Below are 19455 nucleotides of genomic sequence, written 5' to 3'. Positions count from 1 at the left end.
GGACTCTCTTCGATCCCAGCCGCAACGGGTGCGGATTCTGCTGTGAGGCCATAGGGCAGGCGTGCAGTTTCAGCAGGTGCACCGTGCGACCAAGTCAAGCGCTCGAGTCGCGATGCACACCTGGCAACCTAAGTTGCCGGGGGTCAGAAGCCCGGGTACTTACGCCATATCGCACGATCGCCCTCCACGTCCCACTGGTCGAACTCGACGAGATCACCTGCTATTTCGCTGAGAACCTCCTTCAGTTCCAAGGGTTCGAGTAAGTGCGCTGGAATGGCATCCTTGCCGAATTGCGCTCCCAGTAGGTTTCCTGCGATAGCGCCCGTCGAGTCAGAGTCGCCGTCGTGGTTCACCGCAAGAACCACGCCCTCCTCGAACTCGACTGCGACCAGGGCGGCGTAGATTCCGATGGCAAGTGCTTCTTCAGCAATCCAACCTTGGCCTATCTGCGCGATAGCTTCTGCGTGAGGTAGCTCGGTCTCTGCCAGTTCGACCGCCAGTGTGATCGCTCTCAACGTCTCTGCGTGGTCAGGTCGTTGCCGCAGCATGCCGCACGCAACATCTATGGCCTCGCGCATCCCCGTTTCACTCACGAGTGATGTCACCATCGAGGCGAGCACTCCAGCTGTCAGGTGGCCAGTTGGATGTCCGTGGGTCATTGCCGCCAATCTGCTGCCGAGTTCGAATGCTGCAGCAGGCGCATTGTCGACATCCTGTACCCACCAGCACCGGCCCGCCCGGCCGTCTCGGTCGGCCAATGTTGCGGTGAACAATCCGGCTGGAGCGACTCTCATCACCCCGCCGCACCCTTTGCTGTTGTTCCGGGCAGGTTTGCCCAGCATCTCCATGGCGGCCAGTGCGGACAAGGAGGTGTTCCCCGGAGCACGTCGACGATGGAGCTCGTGATGTCCGACGAGCCAGCCGGGCTCGCCCGCGATCATCAACGGTTGCGGGGGTTGCTCCCCTTGCGTCTGTAGCCACCGGAGGTATGAATGCGCGGTGACGCTGTCGATGTCGGTGGTGCCTTTGAGGCTCCCGCGCACCCACGACCGTAGGAGTCCTTCCGCGGTGAAGAGCGTCATCTGGGTGTCGTCGGTGATCTGCCCGATCCCCTCATCCTGAGCCGAATACCGCGTGATCCCCGCCGGACCGAAGCTCCCGACGATATCCGCCCGGCTCATGAACTCAACTGGTGCGCCGAGCGCGTCGCCGACAGCTCCACCGAGCAGACAGCCGAGATAGCGGTCGCGCGGATCGCTTGGTCCCGCAGACGCATTCTGCACGGGTGGGCTGCTGGCCAAAGGGTATGGGTGCCAGCCGTGTTGGCGCCATGCACCGCTCGGTCGTTGTGCTTTTACATCTCGCAGGCTCTTGCCAACGTACTTGGCCTCGAGTTCAGGGTCTGGCGCGCCAATATATCGCCAGAGGTTTGGCCTGGCACGGCCCTGGGGGTCTCGAGCCTGTTCCCACCGCTCTGCCCGGTGAACAGCGCGAACGATGTCGTCGGCGAAGACGAGGACGGGAAGGTCCGGGACGTTTCGGTGTCCGCCCACCCGCCAGTCACCACGCGACCAGGCGTAAATGTTGTCCGGCGTCGCATCAGGTCGTGACGATGCATTGACCTTGATTAGTGCGCAGGTGTCCGGAAGGGGTGGTACCGGCTCTGCCGAGTAGAGGGTCACGAGTTCTTCGGCGCGGTGTAGTCCGTACTCTGTGGACACGTGACCGCCCTGGATGTTCGTGAGGGGTGACCCACACACAGTCGCCAAGTCGATCAGCGACTGCTCGATGGCAAACGCCTGGGCGTCAATTGCCGCACCGGCGTCTATGGAGTGCCGCAGGATCCAGTGCTCCACCCCAAACCCGTCCTGGAAGATTCTCTCGATCCGAGCGTTCTTGGCCGACTGTGTTGCTGCCGAGTCATTGGGGCCGAGCAGATCGGATCGGTCGATCTGGTGGCCGGCGATAGCTGCCCGGACGTGCTGGTAGACGCGGTCGCCCTTGCCCTTACCCACATAGAAGACGTCGCCCGTCCGCGGATCCACCAGTGCGTACACATACACCCCGAGTTTGACGCGAACCTCAGGTGGAATGGGCTTCGGCACTGCGGCGGCCGGCGCCTGGCTTACCTGCAACAGGGAAGTGACGTGAGCGCTCAGCTCCTCGAATTTACGCCCCTCGGCATCGATCTCAGCCCTGAGCGCCTGGACCACGTCGATCGCCGTCAGAAACCGTCGGCCGGAGTTGCGGGTAAGCCAGATCAGTACGCGGTGGAGTGTCTGGCCATTCTGGTCAGCTGGCGGCGTCTGACCGGAGGACGTCTGTATGAACTGCTCGGCCGCGTCGGCCGGCAACCGCACAACATCGATTCCCGTCACTGGCCTCTCCTTTGTCGCTCAATTCGGATCTGCGGAGTTGTGGCTGCAGGCACTCACAAGACGCCCTTGGGGCACGGCGAAATCCCGTCGACATGAGCATGAGTCAGCCGTGTTCTCGGTCGGGAGCTGTCATTTCTGATCCTCTCCGTTTCGATATTGAGACACAGCAGATCTGGGCGTTCAGAGCGGTGTCGTTCGCTCAAGTCGATTGGTTGTACTACCGCTCAGGAGTACTTGAAGTCCCTCCGGTGTCTTTGCCGCGACGTCACCGTCATCGATCGAAATCGATCACCCGATTGCGCGTCCGCCGACTACTACTCCGCGTTCGAGTTGGTGTTCGTCGGTGTGAAGGCTTGCGGAGAGACTCCGTGGCCAGGTTTGGTCAGCGGCAGGGTGGCGAGGTGCTTCTGAAGCCGTTTCGACATTGGCATGAAGGTGGCGAAAGTCAAGCTTCCCGAGACAACGGCACCTACCAGAGGAACCACTTTGGCTGCGCTTTTCGCGAAGACCTGCTTGGTCATCTGAATGCCAAGCAGCCCCGCCACCTTCTTGACGACAGGGTAGACGCGCCCTTCGTCAGCGCCTTCTGCGGGAGCTTCCTGGCCATTTCTTTTGCCATCAACGCCGAGACTTGCGCCACGCCGGCTTGGGCCGCATTGACGCCGAACATCACGCCAACAAACAGCGTGAGCATGCTCTCCGTCGCCGAGTCCAGTCCGTCGCTGTCGCCGTCGAAGAGTTCTGGCCAGCTGTAGAGGTAGGCGAGCTTCTGGACGACGCGAAGAACGTGGCCGAAATACTGCGCAATGTCGGCCGGTATCGTGCCAAACGCCGCCAGACCGCCAGGGATACCTGCTGCTGTCGAAAGAGCCGTGACCTTGCCGGTTTCGTACTTGATGACGCCGTTGGCGATCTTGTCGATCGCATCGGCCGCAACCCCGGCCTCAGCCGGCGTGGTGGCGACTGCGCGTTCGACTTGGTCGTCGGAGCAGAACCGCTTCAACTCTCTGCGTAAAAAAGCTTCGCGGTCAATCTGCACACCTGGTAGCTGCGCAGATGCGCGCAATGTCTGATCGAACTTGGTCGCCGGTGCGACCTGATTGGCTTTGGCCATGCGAGCAACCTATAGCAACCGTCCGACACCGGTAGCTGTTACGTCGCAGCATGCGATCGTCGGACTTGGCAAGTGTTGCTTGCCCCGACCCCAGGCGCAACCCCCCGACGCCCATCCGCACGTCGGCGCCGGTTGATAGCCTCAGAGTTCGCAAATGATGACGAGTCCGACAAGTGGGTGAGGCGTGCCAGACGACCGGTGGATCGAGGTTTCCAAGTCGGCGTTTGCCCATGAAACCGAGGGTTTGGCACTGCTGCGCCAGATCGTCCCGGATGCGTCGCCGTACCGGGCGTGGACGAACTTCGAGTTCATGGACAACCACGGCGGCTGGAACGAGATCGACGCCCTGATCCTGGGCCGACGTCGGTTGCACATGGTGGAGCTCAAGAGCTGGAACGGCGAGCTCGGCGGTAATGAGAAGAACTGGATTCTCACGGGGAGCAACGGGCGCAGCCGCACCCAGCGGTCGGCGCTGCTCACCACCCGGCACAAAGCCCAGAAGCTGGCGTCGCGGCTCAAAGACGAGGTTCGCAAGGTCGCCTACGAGCACAATCTCGACGCCGACAAGGTGATGCGGCAGTTCCCATTCATCCAGGAAGAGGTGTTCTTCCACGGCGACCGTTTCCACGTGACGCTGTCCGATCTCGCCAAGTCGAACTTGTTCGGCATCGATGGCCGGGACGCGCAGACCGGTCTGCCCGGTATCGCCGCGCGACTGCTGGAGCCGCCGGTCGGTGGCCGCGACGCCTACGGCGAGGACATGAGCGTCATCCTGGCTCTGGCCCTGCGTGAGCTCGGTGCCGCGCGCCGCGCCGAACGCGACGCCGGTTCGTGGACTCTGACCGGCAACACCCTCGACAGTGGGGACGACTGGCAGGACTTCGACGTCGTCCACAAGGTGACCGGTGCGCACGGTCGCGGGCGCATCGTCACGACTCGTCGGGGCGCACCGGCGCAGGCCCGCGCCGCCGCTCGCCGACGTATCCAGCGCGAGTACGAGCTGATCCGATCGTTCCGTCAGGAATCGATCGTTCCTCCGCTCGACCTGGCACAGGACGACGACGGCAACGCCGTCCTCATCTACGAGAAACTCGACGGCTTCGAACCGCTCGATCTCGCATTGCTCACCCGTACCCTCAACGCCGACCAGCAGATCCAGATCCTTTCCCAGGTCGCCGACGCAGTGGCCTACGCCCACCGCAACCAGGTGTCCAACCGCGGGCTGTCGCCGAGCACGGTGCTGATCGACACCTCGGCACTCGACGGTGCCGGCGAGGTGCAAGTGAGGCTCGCCGACTGGTCGTGGGCCGGGCGAATCCACGCGGTCACGTCCGCGTCGCCAACCCTGGTCGGTTCCCAGATCGCCAACCCCACCAGCGACGACGACGTCTACCAGGCACCGGAAGATCGCTGGTCGGCCACCGCCGACCGAATCGCGGTCGATGTCTTCTCCCTCGGCGCGCTGGCCTACTTCCTATTCGCGGGAGAGCCACCCGCCCGCGACCGCACGGATCTGCGCACCCGGTTACGCGCGCAGGGCGGACTCGACCTCGCCGCGTCGAGCGGACGGTTCGTCGACGAGAAACTGCGCACGCTCGTCCTGCAGGCCACCTGCCCGTCGGTGTCCGAACGCGTCAAAACCGATGCGGCCGGGCAGCCGCAATTCGGAGCCGCCGACTTCCGGACCGCGCTACAGGAATACAAAGTGGTCCGGCACCTGGATACCGATCCCGAACCCGACCCGCTGAACCCCTTGCCCGACGACGTACTCGCCGACGGCCGCTTCACCGTGATCAAGGTGCTCGGTGCCGGGTCCACCGCACGTGGTGTCCTGGTCCACGACCGCGACGCCGACGGTGAACGCCGGGTGCTCAAGGTGGGTCTCGACGACTCCAAGACCGAACGGCTCTACGAAGAAGCCGCCGTGCTCGGCAAGCTCAAGCAGGCCACCCCGAAAGTGCCGGGCGTGGTGGAGCTGCTCGAGCCGCCCCTGCACATCGGTGAGCGCACAGCATTGCTGCTCAGTGACTGCGGTGAGCAGACACTCTCCGACATCGTCCGCCACACCCCGGTCAGCGAATCGCAGTTGAAGCGGTGGGGGACACAACTCCTTGACACCGTGGTGGCCCTCGATTCCGCCGGCATCGCCCACCGCGACATCAAGCCGTCCAATCTCGGGATGGCGAAGGTGCCCGGTAAAGGTAGGGGCCGCGCCACCAGCCGCCTGGCGTTGTTCGACTTCTCGTTGTCGCGCGCCGGGGTCACCGAAACCGAGGCCGGTACACCGACCTACCGCGACCCGTTTGTCGGTATGGGCACACGAACCGCCTTCGACTCGGCCGCCGAACGGTACTCGGCGGCGGTGGTGCTCTTCGAGATGGCCACCGGCACACCGCCGGTATACGGCGACGGTCAGTCGGACCCAACCGTCATCACCGACGACGTCACCGTCGACGTCGACGCCTTCACCGACCTCAACCAGACACTGGCAACCGCACTCGCCGACTTCTTCCGCACCGCGCTGGCCCGCGACGCGCGCCGACGCCACGACACCGCCACCGCCATGCGCGATGCCTGGCAGGCGGTGTTCGCCGCACCGAAGGCCACCGACGCCGGCCCCGCGACCGGGCGCGACGAGGCCCAACGAGCGCCGACCTATCCGCCCGTCACGATCACTACGGAGACCGGCGACACGGTCACCACCGCGTATACCTCGCTGGCCGACCTGATCGAGGCGCTGAGAACTCTCGCCGGCCGCCGCCCCACAGTGATGCGCCGCCAGGTGCTCGAATTGCTACTCGGTACCCACGAGAACGCACCCGACGACCCGTTTGTCACCTACAACGATCTGGCCCTACGCGTACATGTGACGCCGGGACGCATTTCGCAGATTTTCGGTGAGTTCCCGTCCCTGCTGCACACCGACGACCCGGTCCGCGCCATCCCGACGCAGCGTGCCAAGGCCACCATCGAAGAACTCCACACCCGGGCGATGACGCTGCTGGCGTCCTCCGGCGGCGCGTCCACTCCGGAGTTGCTGGCCCGAGAGTTGGTGGGGGAGATGCAGATCGGCGATGTGTCCGATGTGCAGCGATCCGCATTGGGCGTGCTGCGGTTCGTGCTGGCGTGCACGCCGAAAACCGCCACGCCGTCAGACCAGTCCGGCCAGACCGATCCCACCGCGATCGAAACGGTGCGCCGCCACGGCGCCGGAACCGTGGCGATGCTGGCCACGTCGGCCGTCGACCGCAAGCTGCCCGCCATCCTGGCGCAACGAGCCGAACGACTCGTCGCGCAGGCGCAGGAACAGGGCACCGCGCTGGTCACCGCGGAGGACTCCGGGCCGGCGCTCCGCGCTGACGCCGCGTCCATCCTGGGTCTCGCGTCGCCGGCCGAGTTGGAAATTCCTGCGCACGTGCTGTTGGGAATCGCGGCCAAGTCGTCGACGGAGATCGGATTGACGGCCCGCAACGAACTGCACTCCGCTACGACGCCGGTGGAGTCGGCGCTGCACGTGGTGTTGCAAGGGCTGTCGACGTCGGATTCGTTTGGCCGTGCCGAACTCGACGCCCGTCTACGCGCCCGGTTCCCCGCCGTACGTGCCACGTTGCCGCGACGTCCCGCACTCGATGTCGTGGTGGCGACGGTGGCACCCGGCATGACATGGGACGACAGCAGCATGCGGTACCGGTTCCCCGCCAATGAGGAGCGCCGGGGATCGACCATCCCGACCTACCGCACCCGCAGCTCCACCACGGTGGGCCGGAACCGGGAGACACGGCAGTCGGATGCGCTGAGGTCGGCGGCTCTGCACTCGCTCGGCAGGGGTGAACGCAGGTTTCGTGCACTCGGTGTGCCGCTGGGGAAGTCTGACGCGGTGGCCGAGGCGCTGTGCGAACGGTACTCGACAACCCGGATCGATGTCACCGACGTGCTGTTGGCGGCGATGCGCGCCCGCGCCGCCGAGGTCGGCCTCGACTGGGACATGATCCTGGCCGCCGACGCCGGCGCGGCCGCCGACCGTGAGGGCTTGAAAGGATTTGTGGCCCAAGTCGTCCCCGCGGTGGTCGAGGCGGTGGCCGCCGCGAACGAGCCGGTAGTACTCACCGACCTGTCCACTCTGGCGGCCTACGGGCAGCTGTCGGTGGTGAGCGCGTGGACGGATCTGGCTGCGCCGCCGCCGTACTCGGTGTGGACCATTGTTCCGCAACCCAACACGGGCGGCCCCGCCGGTCCGCTCGTCGATGGGGTCGCCCTGCCGCTCAACAGTCCGGAGCAGTTCGTCCCGCTCACCGACGCCGATGTCACCGCACTGGTGGCGGCACGTCGTGAACTTCCCGACACGGTGGCCGCCGGCCACGAGTCGCCATAACCGGCCATCACACCCCGCACCACTGAAGGAGTCCACTGCCATGTCGCTGGCCACCATCGCCGGACCGCAGCTCACGGCTGATCTCAAGCCGCAGTTGGCGCTGCTGGTCGAGGACATGCGTGCCGAACTGGCGGCCGATGCCGAGCGCACCGCGGCGTGGAAGGCCGAACATCACGAGGCCCGCCGGCGGGAACGTACCGCGGCATCGTGGACCGACTACGTCGAAGATCGTCTGGTCCAGGCCGCCGTCGGCTGGCTGTTGACTTCGGTGTTCGTGCGGTTCTGTGAGGACAACATGCTGTTGGGTCCCACCTCGGTGTGGATCTCGGGGCCCACCCCCACGCTGCGCGCGAAAGCCCTTGACGCCGAGGACCACTTCTACCGCGCCGAACGCGGCGAGCAGCAGGGCACCCGCTCCTATCGTGAATGGCTGGAACAGTCGTTCGCGGCGCTCCGCGGCAACCCCGGAACGGCGTCCCTGGTCGACGATCATGCCGCGATCGACCTGATCTCACCCTCGTCCTATGCCGTCGAGCAACTTCTCGCGTACTGGCGACGCACCGACGAGAACGGCGACCTGGTCTGGCGATTCGATGATCCAGAACTGACCACCCGGTTCCTCGGCGACCTGTACCAAGACCTCTCCGACTTCGCCAAGAAGAAGTACGCACTCCTGCAGACCCCGGAGTTCGTGGAGGAGTTCATCCTCGACCGCACGATGGAACCCGCACTGGCCGAGCGACCGCTGGCAGGGTTCGCCCTGATCGACCCCACCTGTGGGTCCGGGCACTTCCTGTTGGGCGCCTTCGGCCGGCTGGTCCGGCGCTGGGAAGAGGCCGCACCCGGCATGGAACGCCGGGCGCGCGTCGACAAAGCCCTCGCATCAGTGCACGGCGTGGACATCAACCCCTTCGCGGTGGCGATCGCCAAGTTCCGGCTGATTGTCGCCGCGATGAAAGCGTCCGGCGACACCGACCTGGTGCACGTGCCGCGGTACACGCTCAACCTCGCGACCGGCGACTCACTGCTGCACGGCCCCGAACGCGGTGGCGCGCAGGCCCTCGATTACGGCGACCAGAACGTCGACAAGGACGCTGTCGCCAGCGGATTCGTCTACACCACCGAGGATCGCGCGAAACTCGCCGAACTCCTCACCCTCGGACAGTACGACGCGGTGGTGGGTAACCCGCCCTACATCACCGTCAGCGACAAAGCCCTCAACGCCCGCTACCGGGAACGGTTCAATTACTGCAAAGGCACCTACGCCCTCACCGTGCCGTTCATGGAACGGTTCTTCACGCTCGCCAAGCGAGGCGATCGCCCTGGCTGGGTAGGGCAGATCACCTCCAATTCGTTCATGAAGCGCGAGTTCGGCGTCCCGATTATTGAGGAATACCTGGCCAAGAAGGACCTCAAGCTCGTCGCCGACACCTCCGGTGCCTACATACCCGGGCACGGCACACCGACTGTCATTCTCGTCGGTCGCAACAGGGAGTGCGGCGACAACGTCCGCGCCGTACTCGGAATCCAAGGCGAACCGGGTGCGCCGGACAACCCGGCCAAGGGGAAAGTGTGGTCCTCGATCATTGAACACCTTGACGAGCCCGGTTTCGAGGACCAGTGGATCTCCGTCGTCGATCTTCCGCGAAACAGTTTGGAATCCCACCCGTGGAGCCTTGCTGGCGGTGGTGCAGTGGAGACACTCGCTGCGATCGACGCTGCTGGTGTGAGCCCACTAGGGGACCGGATCGACGCAGTCGGCCGCACGACACACACTGGGCTCGACGACGCGTTTTACCTGGAGGATCACGCTGCCGACACATTTCATTTGAGGGCGGATACTGTCCCGATCGTGTTGGGGGAAGATGTTCGCGATTACTGCAGCAGACCATCGCTGGTCACCATCTTTCCTTATGATTCTGTGGGAGCTGCACGTCAACTCGAATCATCGGCACTTCGAGTTCTATGGCGGAATCGTACGGCGCTTAGCCGTCGCGTCGATTTCCAGAAGACTCTGACCGAGCGCGGTCTTCGCTGGATAGACCACTCGATGTTCTTCCCGAGGCGCTACCGCATGAAGCTTTCAATACCCTTCGCCTTCGTCGCCACCCACAACCACTTCGTCCTCGACCGCGGCGGCAAGGTGTTCAATAGGTCGGCGCCGGTGATCAAGTTGCCGGAAGGGGCAACCGAGGACGACCATCTGCGATTGCTGGGTGTGCTGAACAGCTCGACCGCGTGTTTCTGGTTGAAGCAGAACAGTTATCCGAAAGGGGGAGACCCGGTAGGAAAAGACGGTGCACGCGTTAGTGCTGAGGGGTGGTCGGACCGGTTTGAGTTCACGGGGACCACCCTCCAGGAATTCCCGCTCCCGAAACTTCTTCCGCTGGATTCCGCATTCGCTCTCGACGGTCTCGCGAGAGAAGCGTCAAGTGTGGAACCCGCCGCTGCCCTAGAAGCACACGGTCCGTCGCAATCCGCGTTAAGGGAAGCCCGCTCCACCAGCGAAACCCTGCGCGCCAACATGATCCGCGATCAGGAGAACCTCGATTGGGAGGTGTACCAGCTCTACGGGCTGATCGACGAGAACCTGAATCTGCCGGGAGGGAGTGCGGGCCCAGGCCTTGCATTCGGTGAGCGTGCCTTCGAGATCGCGCTGGCTCGCCGGGTGGCGGCGGGCGAGGAGGAGACCGAATGGTTCAACCGACACGGCTCCACACCGATCACCGAGATCCCGTCGCACTGGCCGCAGGGTTACCGCGATCTGGTGCAGCGCCGGCTGGATGCGATCGAGACCAATCCGTATATCCGCTTGTTGGAGCGACCGGAGTACAAGCGTCGCTGGGCGGGGGAGGCGTGGGACACCAAACTGGTGCGTGCACTGCGCGATTGGCTGCTCGACAAGATCGAGGACCCGTCACTGTGGACAAACCCGCAGGGTTTGCCGCAGCCGAAGTCGGTCGGTGAGATCGCCGGCATCCTCGGGCGTGATCCCGAGTTCATCGACGCCCTGGACATGTGGGCCGGACACAAGGACGCGCCGGTCACCGCGACCCTGGAGAAGCTGCTCGCTGATCAGACGGTGCCGTACCTGGCTGCTTACCGGTACAAGGATTCCGGATTGCGCAAACGTGCCGAGTGGGAACGGGTGTGGGACATGCAGCGCGACGAGGATGCCGGGCTGATCGCCGCCACAGATATTCCCGTGCCGCCGAAGTACACCACCGCCGACTTCCGCAAGACCTCCTATTGGTCGCATCGCGGCAAGCTCGACGTACCCAAGGAGCGGTTCATTCTGTATTCCGACGCAGGACGCGAAACCGACCCGACAGCACTTCTCGGCTGGGCCGGCTGGGATCACGCACAGCAGGGCCTCGCCTTGGCGACCATCTACGCGATGCGCGAATCCGAAGGTGTCGACCGCGAGAAACTGGTGCCGGTGGTGGCCGGGATCGCCGAGGTGTTGCCGTGGGTCAAGCAGTGGCACAGCGGCCTCGACCCGAACCTCGGAGTGGATATGCACGAGTATCTTCACGGCCAGTTGCAGGAGAAGGCGCTGGCGATCGGGGTCCCGGTCAGCGAATTGGGGCAATGGCGGCCACCGGCCCCGGTACGCGGACGAAAGAAGAAGGGATAGAGCGATGTTTCCGGGAACAGGCGCGGGCTCTGCACACACACTGCGCGAGGTCTTCGACATTTCCGAGTCGACGGGCGGCAACGATTATGTTCTGCGCCTGTCCGACTCGGTCGAGGACACCCAGCTCACCCAGACCATCGACTCCTACGTCGTGACCCCGGCATTGGCCGACCAGTTCGACACGGCGCTCGGCGTGGTCGACGCGGGCCTGCGCACCGGTGAGAACAAGGCGGCTTTCCTCGACGGCTCGTTCGGGTCCGGTAAGTCACACTTCATGGCCGTGCTGTACGCGATCCTCGGCCACGCACCGCAGGCGCTGTCAGTGCCCGAACTGCAGCCGATCATCGCCAAACACCGCGCGATCGAGCAGAACAAGCTGCTGCGGTTGACCTTCCACTTCCTCGGCGCCGACACCGTCGAATCGGCGCTGTTCGGCCAGTACCTGCACCAGATCAGTCAGCTCCATCCCGGCACCGCTGCGCCGGTACTGCATTCCGCCGGTGGATTGTTCGCCGACGCCGATCGTCGCCGAGACGCCGAAGGTGACGAGAAGTTCTTCGGGACCCTCAACGGGTCGTCGACCAGCCGCGGTACCACCGTCGACTGGGGCAAGGCCAGTGTGTCGGTCGGTGCGTGGGACGCCGCGTCGTACGCCGAGGCCACGGCGCCCGACGCGAGCACCGAAACCCGCGCACGTCTTCAGCAGGCACTGATCGCGACCTACTTCACCAGCTACTCACGCAATACCGACTGGTTGCCGCTCGAAGACGGTCTCGCCGTCATCGCCGACCACGCCAAGGGCCTCGGCTACGACGGCATCGTGTTGCTGCTCGACGAACTGATGCTGTGGCTCTCGTTCATCATCACCGAACGCGAACGCTTCAACGCCGAGGTGCAAAAACTGACCAAGCTCGTCGAAACCGCGCGCGGACGGCTGGCACTGCCGGTGATCTCTTTTGTAGCGCGACAATTCGACCTCACTCGATGGGTAGCCACCGGCACCGACTCGGGTGCTACCCAGCAGGCCGCCGAACAAGCGATCCGGCACCAGGCCGGACGCTTCGAGAACGTCACCCTGGGCGACGAGAACTTGCCCTACATCGCGCACAAGCGCCTGCTGAAAGTGCGTGACAACCAGGCCCAACAGTGGCTCGAGGACGCATTCGCCGCCATCGACCGCAACCCCAAGGTGTGGGATGTACTGCTCGACGGCATCAACACCGACGATCAGCACCGCGGCTCCGATTCGGACGCCTTCAAACTCACCTACCCGTTCTCCCCGGCACTCATCGCGACACTGCGCAGTCTGTCCGGCGTGATGCAACGCGAACGCACCGCGCTCAAGGTGATGAAGCAGATGCTCGAGGACAACGCCGACCGTCTCACCGTGGAGAACGTGATCCCGGTGGGCGAAGCGTTCGACTACATCATCGACAGCGCCGGCAACACCCCCATCAACGACTCGGTGGCCCAGACCTTCAAGACCGCCCGAACGCTGTGGGTGGAGAAGCTGAGGCCCCTGCTGTTCCAGCAGACGGGCGTCGACCCGGAGATCGACGACGGGCAGGTGCCGGCTGGGCTGCGTGCCGACATCCGGATAGCCAAGACGCTGCTGATGTCGGCACTGGCGCCGAATGTGCCCGCGCTCAAACAGATCGATGCCTCCCGGCTGGCCTCCCTCAACCACGGCAGTGTGATCAGCCTGGTGCCCGGCGACCAGGTCGGGCAGATCGTCACCAAGGTCCGTCGGTGGTCGGCCGACGTCCCGGAGATCACCGTCTCCGGCGACGCCAACCCGATCTTCTCGGTGACTCTGGAATCGGTCGACTACGAACGGATCATCGAACGCGGCCGCGAGAACGACACCGACGGTGAACGCCGCAAACTGATGCGCGAGATGCTAAGCGAGTTCTTCGGCGTGGCCACCGCGGAGCACACCGTCGACGGCGCCTACCTGCGGACCGTCACCTGGCGAGCCACCGCACGCGACGTCGAGGTGGTGTTCGGCAACATTCGCGACCACGGCTATCTCTCCGATACCGCGTTCCGGCCCTCGCGCGAAGGCGTCTTGCGGATGATCGTCGACCTGCCCTTCGACGAAGCCGGGCACACCACCGCCGAGGACCACGACCGCGTCGACGCGCTGCTGCGCACGGCCAACGATCGCTTCACCGTGTGCTGGATTCCGGAGTTCTTCCCGGAGAAGATGACCCGGCAGCTCGGCCGCCTGGTGATCCTCAATTACGTACTCGCCGGTGACCGGTGGGCGAGCTTCGCCAACGAACTCGCCGAAGCCGACCGCGCCGCAGCCAGATCGATTCTGCAGCAGCAACAAACGCAGTTGCGAAGCCAGATCGGTTCGGCCATCCAGGTGTACTACGGGGTGGCATCGGCAGCCGGTTCCGGCAGTACCGGACTGTTCGCCGACCAGCCGCCGCTGCGGTCGCTGCACGCCAGTTTCGTCGCACAGCCGCCTATCGGTACCACCCTCGGCGAGGCGGTCGACCGATTGATCGCCGACGCATTCAACGCCCTCTACCCCGACCACCCGGACTTCACCCCGGCCGACAAACTCATCGCCCGCCGCGATCTGACGCTCACCCTGGACCGGCTGCGCGACGCCCAATCCGACCCGGAAGGGCGGTTGGCGTTGGACCGCGGCGAGATCCAGACGGTACGGCGCATCGTCACCCCGCTCGCCCTGGCCAAGACCAGTGAGACCCACCTGATCTTCTCCGCCGATCAGTTCGCCGGATGGCGTTCCCGGATCACTCAGGAACTCAGCCGAACCGGGGCCGGTGACGAGTCGGGTTCGGGCACCGAATCCGACATCCCGGTCGAGGCCATCAGGACCGCGATCATCGCATCGAACCCGCGACGTGGCCTGACCGACGACATCGTCGACCTCATCACCGGTGCTTGGGCTGCGCAGACCCGACGGTCGTGGTTCCTGCACGGGTCCGCCGTCGCCGAACCTGCCATCGGTGAGTTCCGGCGCCGCGGACTGACCCTGCGGCTCGAACCACTGCCGACGCAACAGACATGGCGCGATGCCAACACCCGGTGGACCAAGCTCACCGGACAACACCTCAACGACTTCCTCACGCCGTCGAATGTGGCTGCGTTCGCCGACGCGATCCGCGCCTACACGAGCGAACGGCAAGGGCAGCGCAGCCGGCTGGCCGCCGCTCTGGAACGTGCGTATACCCAATGCGGTATCGACGGGGGTGGCCGGCTGACGACGGCCGCCGCCCTTGACAAGGTGTTCGCCTCTGACGTGCTGAATCTGGACAATCTGGGCGTCGTCGCTCGGATCGCCGACGCCGACCTCGGCGGAGCAACCGACATCGAGGCCGGACGTGCCCTCACCAACTCGGCCGCCGTGGCCGACGCGATCGAGGGATTCGCCTTCGCGCGGCTCGACCCGCTGCGTCAGCGCGCCGAAACGGATCCCGAGTCGGATGCCGGGCTTGATGCGGCGAGCATCCTCCGCGAACTCGACGACGCACTGGTCGCCCAGGAACTCGTGGTGCCGCTGGTAGCGGCACTAAACCGCATCCGGGAACGTCGGGAACGGTGGGCCGATGCCCAGATCGTCAATCCGCCGCAGCCACCCACACCGCCGCCGGGACCGGGACGAGATGATCCCAAGCAGCCGCCCGCCGAGTCGGTGCAGATCGAGGTGTCCGCCGACACCGGGCTTTCCGCGGTGGAGCAAACGCTCGCCGCCTTGCTCCAGCGGCACCCCGGTGTGACGTATCGCGTGACGATCGCTGAATTGACGACCTCCGAAGCCGGGCGATGACCGCGGCAACGGGCCTCCCCGAAGCGGATCTGGCGTCGATCAAAGGTCTGCTCACCGCGCTGAAGGACCGAAAGTCCTACCAGCCTGGTCCGGTGGCGGTGGCCGCCGTACCAGAGTGGTCAGGGCCGCACGAGTTCACCATCGACGGTGACCAGGTGGCGATCGCTACTGCTCCTAGTGTGCTGGCGCTGCGCGACGTGTTGCGCCGCCGCACCGACACCGACTGGCTCGTGATGCTCACCGACCGGCCGGCGACCGAGATCCCGAGCGGGGTCGCCGAGCATTTGGTGACCGGTCGCCTGGTGAACCTCGACCCGTTCCCATTGTTGCGCAGTGCGTTTGCCGCGTCGCAGCAGGAGTTCGGGCTGCTGGGCAACAACTCCGCGATTGCACGGGCGGTACTGCGCGAGGTCGGCGAGTATCCGACGCCGGCCCCCGGCGGTGTGCTCACCAACGAGCATGTGTTCACCGAGCTCGCGGTCTCCCGATTCAGCTGGCCACGCACCGACGTCACTCCACACCACGTCGCGGTGTGGTCGGCCGACCCGCTGCACACCCGGCAGTACGACACCTGGGTGGCGCACGCCGATACAGCGCTGGCCGACGAGTTCCTCAACTGGCTGGGCCGACAACTCGGCGAACTCGGCCCGGTATTGGTGTCGGCCTGGCGGCGACGCGGCCCGGCCGGCATCGTCCCGCTTGGCCTCGTTGCCGGCCTGCTCGCCGCATCCCCGCAGCCCGGAGAAGATGCCGCAGAAGCGATCCCACGGATACGGGCCAGGCTGGAGATGCAGGTCGACGACATCGCGGTGACCGAACGCCAACTCGGTGCATGGGGAGCTGTCGCATCGGTGGCGGTTGCGACCCTCTCGGACCCCGGCCCGGTGCTGACAGCAGCCGAGGCATTGGTGCCCGAGCTGCAAGCCAGTCCGTTGCTCGCGCGGTCCGATGTTCTCCCGTCCGCCTTGCCGGTACGGATCACCACGTTCGCGGTCCGCCTGGCCGCCGCAGCCGGAAAGGCGATCGCGGACGGCGAGCAGGCACGCTCTGTCGACCTGTCGTCGGTGGACAACGCCTGGGCCTCGGTGCGGGCCCACCGCGACGCACACCTCGATCCGCACAACGCGCCCAACGACGTTCAGGTGGGAGCGGCGGCGCTGCGCCTGCTGCACCGACTGGTGGCCACACCCGCGCCTGCTGCGGTGTCGGTGGCCGGCTGGTTGACCGCGTATCGAACCGACCTGTCGTGGGTCGACTCCGCGATCAATCGCGCCTACGTCGGCGCGGACGATCCGCAGCTGGCGGCCGCCAACCACCTGTTGCTCGACGCGGTTCGGGTGTGGCGGGCCCGGCTCGATCGCGAGTTCGCATCGCTCCTCTCATCGGCCGGCGTGCATCGGGAAACCGGCTCCGGTGCACCGTTGTACATCGAGGACGTGCTCGATCGCGTCGTCGCCCCGGTCACCGACGCCGAGGGGACCGGCAGCGGATTCGGGCTCTCCGATGACAAGGTCCAGCCGTCGGTGTTGCTCGTCGTTGCCGACGGTATGGATGTGGCGTCGGCCAACGACATCGTCACCGACGCCACCCGTAACCGACGGCCCCAATGGCAGAACTGCATCCGCGCCGACGACGACGGTCCGCTGACCGCTTTGGCGGCGCTGCCGAGCGTCACCCAGTTCTCGCGGTGCTCACTGTTGAGCGGCGCGCTCGCCGTCGGTGGTCAGGATCGGGAACGAAGCGGCTTCGCGGACTGGCTACAGCGGCACGGACTTCGTGGCCTTGGCCCGGTGCTGTTCCACAAGGCCGACCTCGAAGCGGTGTCCAAGGGGCACTCGCTGGCCTCCGAAGTCCGTCAGGCCGTGCAGGACACCAGGCATCGCCGCGTCGTCGCCTGCGTCCTCAATGACATCGACGACGCCCTCGATCGGTCCGACCCGATCGGGACCTCGTGGTCGGTGTCGTCGTTCAAACACCTCGATGCTCTCCTCACTGAGGCCGCGGCGGTGGGTCGCACGGTGGTCCTCGTCAGCGACCACGGTCATGTGGTGGAGCGCCGCGAACAACCGAGTGTTCAACGTGGCGATCAGATCTCGGCTCGCTACCGTGCTGTGGGTGGCGACGTCGGCGACGACGAGGTGCTCGTGGACGGCGAACGGGTGCTCACCGACGATCATCAGGCCGTGCTCGCCGTCGACGAGCAGCTGCGCTACACGCGGATCAAGGCGGGCTACCACGGGGGTGCAGCCTTGTCGGAAGTGGCGGTGTCAGTGTCGGTGCTCGTCAACGGGACGATCCCCAAGGGTCTGGAGCCGTCTGGTTTCGCTCCGCCGGCGTGGTGGGACCTCGACGGCGTCGGACCGAAGGTGACACTCCGGGACACGCCGGCGGTGACGGCGCCGCCGGCCGCCTCACGACGTCCGGCCAAACCCCCCAAGCCCACCAAGCCAGTCCAATCGCGAAGCCAGGGATCGCTGTTCGACGTGGGGGAGCCGACCACTCCGACCGGCAACGACCCCACGACGGACGATGCCGCGTTCGATGCGGTTGGCCGCTTGCTGGAGAGCGACCTGTTCCTTGCGCAGTTCCGGCGTTACGGACGCAACGTCACCAAGCTGGGCGTGGGCGCCTTGCTCCGTGAGGCTGACGCCGCCAACGGGGTGGTGACCCGCGCCAAGGCGGCCGAGATCCTGCACATGCGACCGTCTCAAGCACGCGGGGCCATTGCGCACATCAGTCAGATCTTCAACGTCGACGGTGTCGCGGTGATCGGCGCGCAGGGCGACGACATCACCTTCGCGCTCCCGCTGATGTTCGAGCAGTTCGGAGTGTCCCGATGAGCGAACTCTCCCCGGTTCGCCGCCGCGAGATCCTGACCGCCCTGCGTCAAGGCAGCGTCCCGTCGGGCAACCTCGACATACTCGCCGTCGGAATCGACACTTTCGCACCGACCATCGATGACGAACTCGACGCGGTGGCGGCGGGCGGGTCCGCATTCAAGGCGGTGCGCGGTGAATACGGTTCCGGCAAGACCTTCTTCGCACGCTGGGTCCAGCAGCGCGCAATGCGCAAAGGTCTTGCCGTCGCCGAGGTGCAGATCAGTGAGCTCGAAACGCCGCTGCACAAGTTGGAGACGGTGTACCGGCGGACCACCGAGTCGCTGCGCACGTCTGCGTTCCCGCCGTCGGCGTTTCGGTCGGTGATCGATGCGTGGTTGTTCGAGATCGAGGAGGATGCCGCGGCGTCGGCCGCCGTGGATGAACCGAGCGCCGAGGAGGTCGGGGCGCTGCTGGAGCAGCGGCTGGCGGCGGTGGCAACCGCGACACCCGTGTACCCAATGGTGCTGCGCGCGTACCGCACCGCAGTGGAGAACGGCGACGCGGTGACTGCCGACGCTCTGATCGCCTGGCTCGGTGGCCAGCCGCACGTCGCAGCATCGGCCAAGCGGGCCGCGGGTGTGCGACAGGACGTCGATCATTTCCTCGCCATGGGTTTCCTTCAGGGGTTGCTCGCGGTTCTCAAGGGCGCCCGGCATCCGGGTCTGCTGCTGGTTGTCGACGAGGTGGAGACGCTGCAGCGGATGCGTTCCGACAGCCGTGCCAAAGCGTTGAACGCGTTGCGGCAGTGGATCGATGAGCTCGATTCGGGCCGATTCCCGGGTCTGTACCTGCTCATCACCGGAACGCCGGCGTTCTTCGACGGCCGGATGGGCGTGCAGTCTCTGCCGCCGCTGGCCCAACGACTGGCGACCGACTTCACCACCGAAGCGCGTTTCGACAACCCCCGCGCCCCCCAGATCCGGTTGCAGAACTTCGACCTCGACCGTCTCGTGGACGTTGGTGTTCGGGTCCGAGAGCTCTTTGCCGAAGGTGCGTCGGACCCCGCACGTATCCGCGCGGTCGTCAACGACGCCTACATCGCTGACTTAGCGAAAGCCGTGGGCGGCAAACTTGGCGGGCAGGTCGGTGTCGCACCTCGCATCTTTCTGAAGAAGCTGGTGCTCGATGTCCTTGACCGCGTCGACCTGCACCCGGGTTTCGATCCCCGGCGGGATTATGCGTTGACGTTGGCCGACCACGAACTGACCGACACCGAACGGGCCGCCACCGAACGGGCCGCCACCACGCCCGACGACGTCGAGCTGTAGTT

The 19455-nt window shown here is 65.5% G+C and carries 7 protein-coding genes and 1 pseudogene; 5 read left to right on the top strand and 3 right to left on the bottom strand.

The window, feature by feature from the left end:
* Positions 1–143: 143 nt before the first annotated feature.
* The 3 genes and pseudogenes from LEL84_RS13680 to LEL84_RS13675 form a co-directional block, all read right to left on the bottom strand.
* The gene (locus tag LEL84_RS13680) at positions 144–1283 is read right to left on the bottom strand and encodes an ADP-ribosylglycohydrolase family protein (protein WP_226514319.1); all 1140 of its coding nucleotides are present in this window, start codon (positions 1281–1283) and stop codon (positions 144–146) included.
* A gap of 441 nt (positions 1284–1724) precedes the next feature.
* Positions 1725–2015: pseudogene (locus tag LEL84_RS24925) on the bottom strand (LEM-3-like GIY-YIG domain-containing protein); the annotation flags it as partial.
* 880 nt (positions 2016–2895) lie between these two features.
* Positions 2896–3492 carry a hypothetical protein gene (locus LEL84_RS13675; protein WP_226511913.1) on the bottom strand — a complete coding sequence of 199 codons (597 nt, stop codon included), beginning with the start codon at positions 3490–3492 and terminating at the stop codon, positions 2896–2898.
* A gap of 184 nt (positions 3493–3676) precedes the next feature.
* Here LEL84_RS13675 and LEL84_RS13670 point away from each other — a divergent pair, with 184 nt between their 5' ends.
* From LEL84_RS13670 to brxD, 5 genes are read left to right on the top strand one after another with little or no spacing between them, the layout of a single operon-like run.
* A complete protein-coding gene (locus LEL84_RS13670; RefSeq protein ID WP_226511912.1) occupies positions 3677–7864 on the top strand; it encodes a protein kinase domain-containing protein in 4188 nt (1395 codons plus the stop codon).
* A gap of 40 nt (positions 7865–7904) precedes the next feature.
* Positions 7905–11501 carry a BREX-2 system adenine-specific DNA-methyltransferase PglX gene (pglX, locus tag LEL84_RS13665; protein WP_226511911.1) on the top strand — a complete coding sequence of 1199 codons (3597 nt, stop codon included), beginning with the start codon at positions 7905–7907 and terminating at the stop codon, positions 11499–11501.
* Positions 11502–11505: 4 nt separating this feature from the next.
* Positions 11506–15306, top strand: a complete 3801-nt coding sequence (locus tag LEL84_RS13660; protein ID WP_226511910.1) for a DUF6079 family protein — start codon at positions 11506–11508, stop codon at positions 15304–15306.
* Positions 15303–18146 (top strand): BREX-2 system phosphatase PglZ, encoded by a 2844-nt coding sequence (gene pglZ, locus LEL84_RS13655; RefSeq protein WP_226511909.1) that lies wholly within the window; start codon positions 15303–15305, stop codon positions 18144–18146. The genes LEL84_RS13660 and pglZ overlap by 4 nt, the downstream gene beginning before the upstream one ends.
* Positions 18143–19453, top strand: a complete 1311-nt coding sequence (brxD, locus tag LEL84_RS13650; RefSeq protein WP_226511908.1) for a BREX system ATP-binding protein BrxD — start codon at positions 18143–18145, stop codon at positions 19451–19453. The genes pglZ and brxD overlap by 4 nt, the downstream gene beginning before the upstream one ends.
* Positions 19454–19455 lie beyond the last annotated feature (2 nt).

Source organism: Gordonia sp. WA4-43 (genome assembly GCF_020520305.1).
In the GTDB taxonomy this organism is placed as follows: domain Bacteria; phylum Actinomycetota; class Actinomycetes; order Mycobacteriales; family Mycobacteriaceae; genus Gordonia; species Gordonia hongkongensis.
This window is presented reverse-complemented; position numbering and strand designations above follow the sequence as displayed.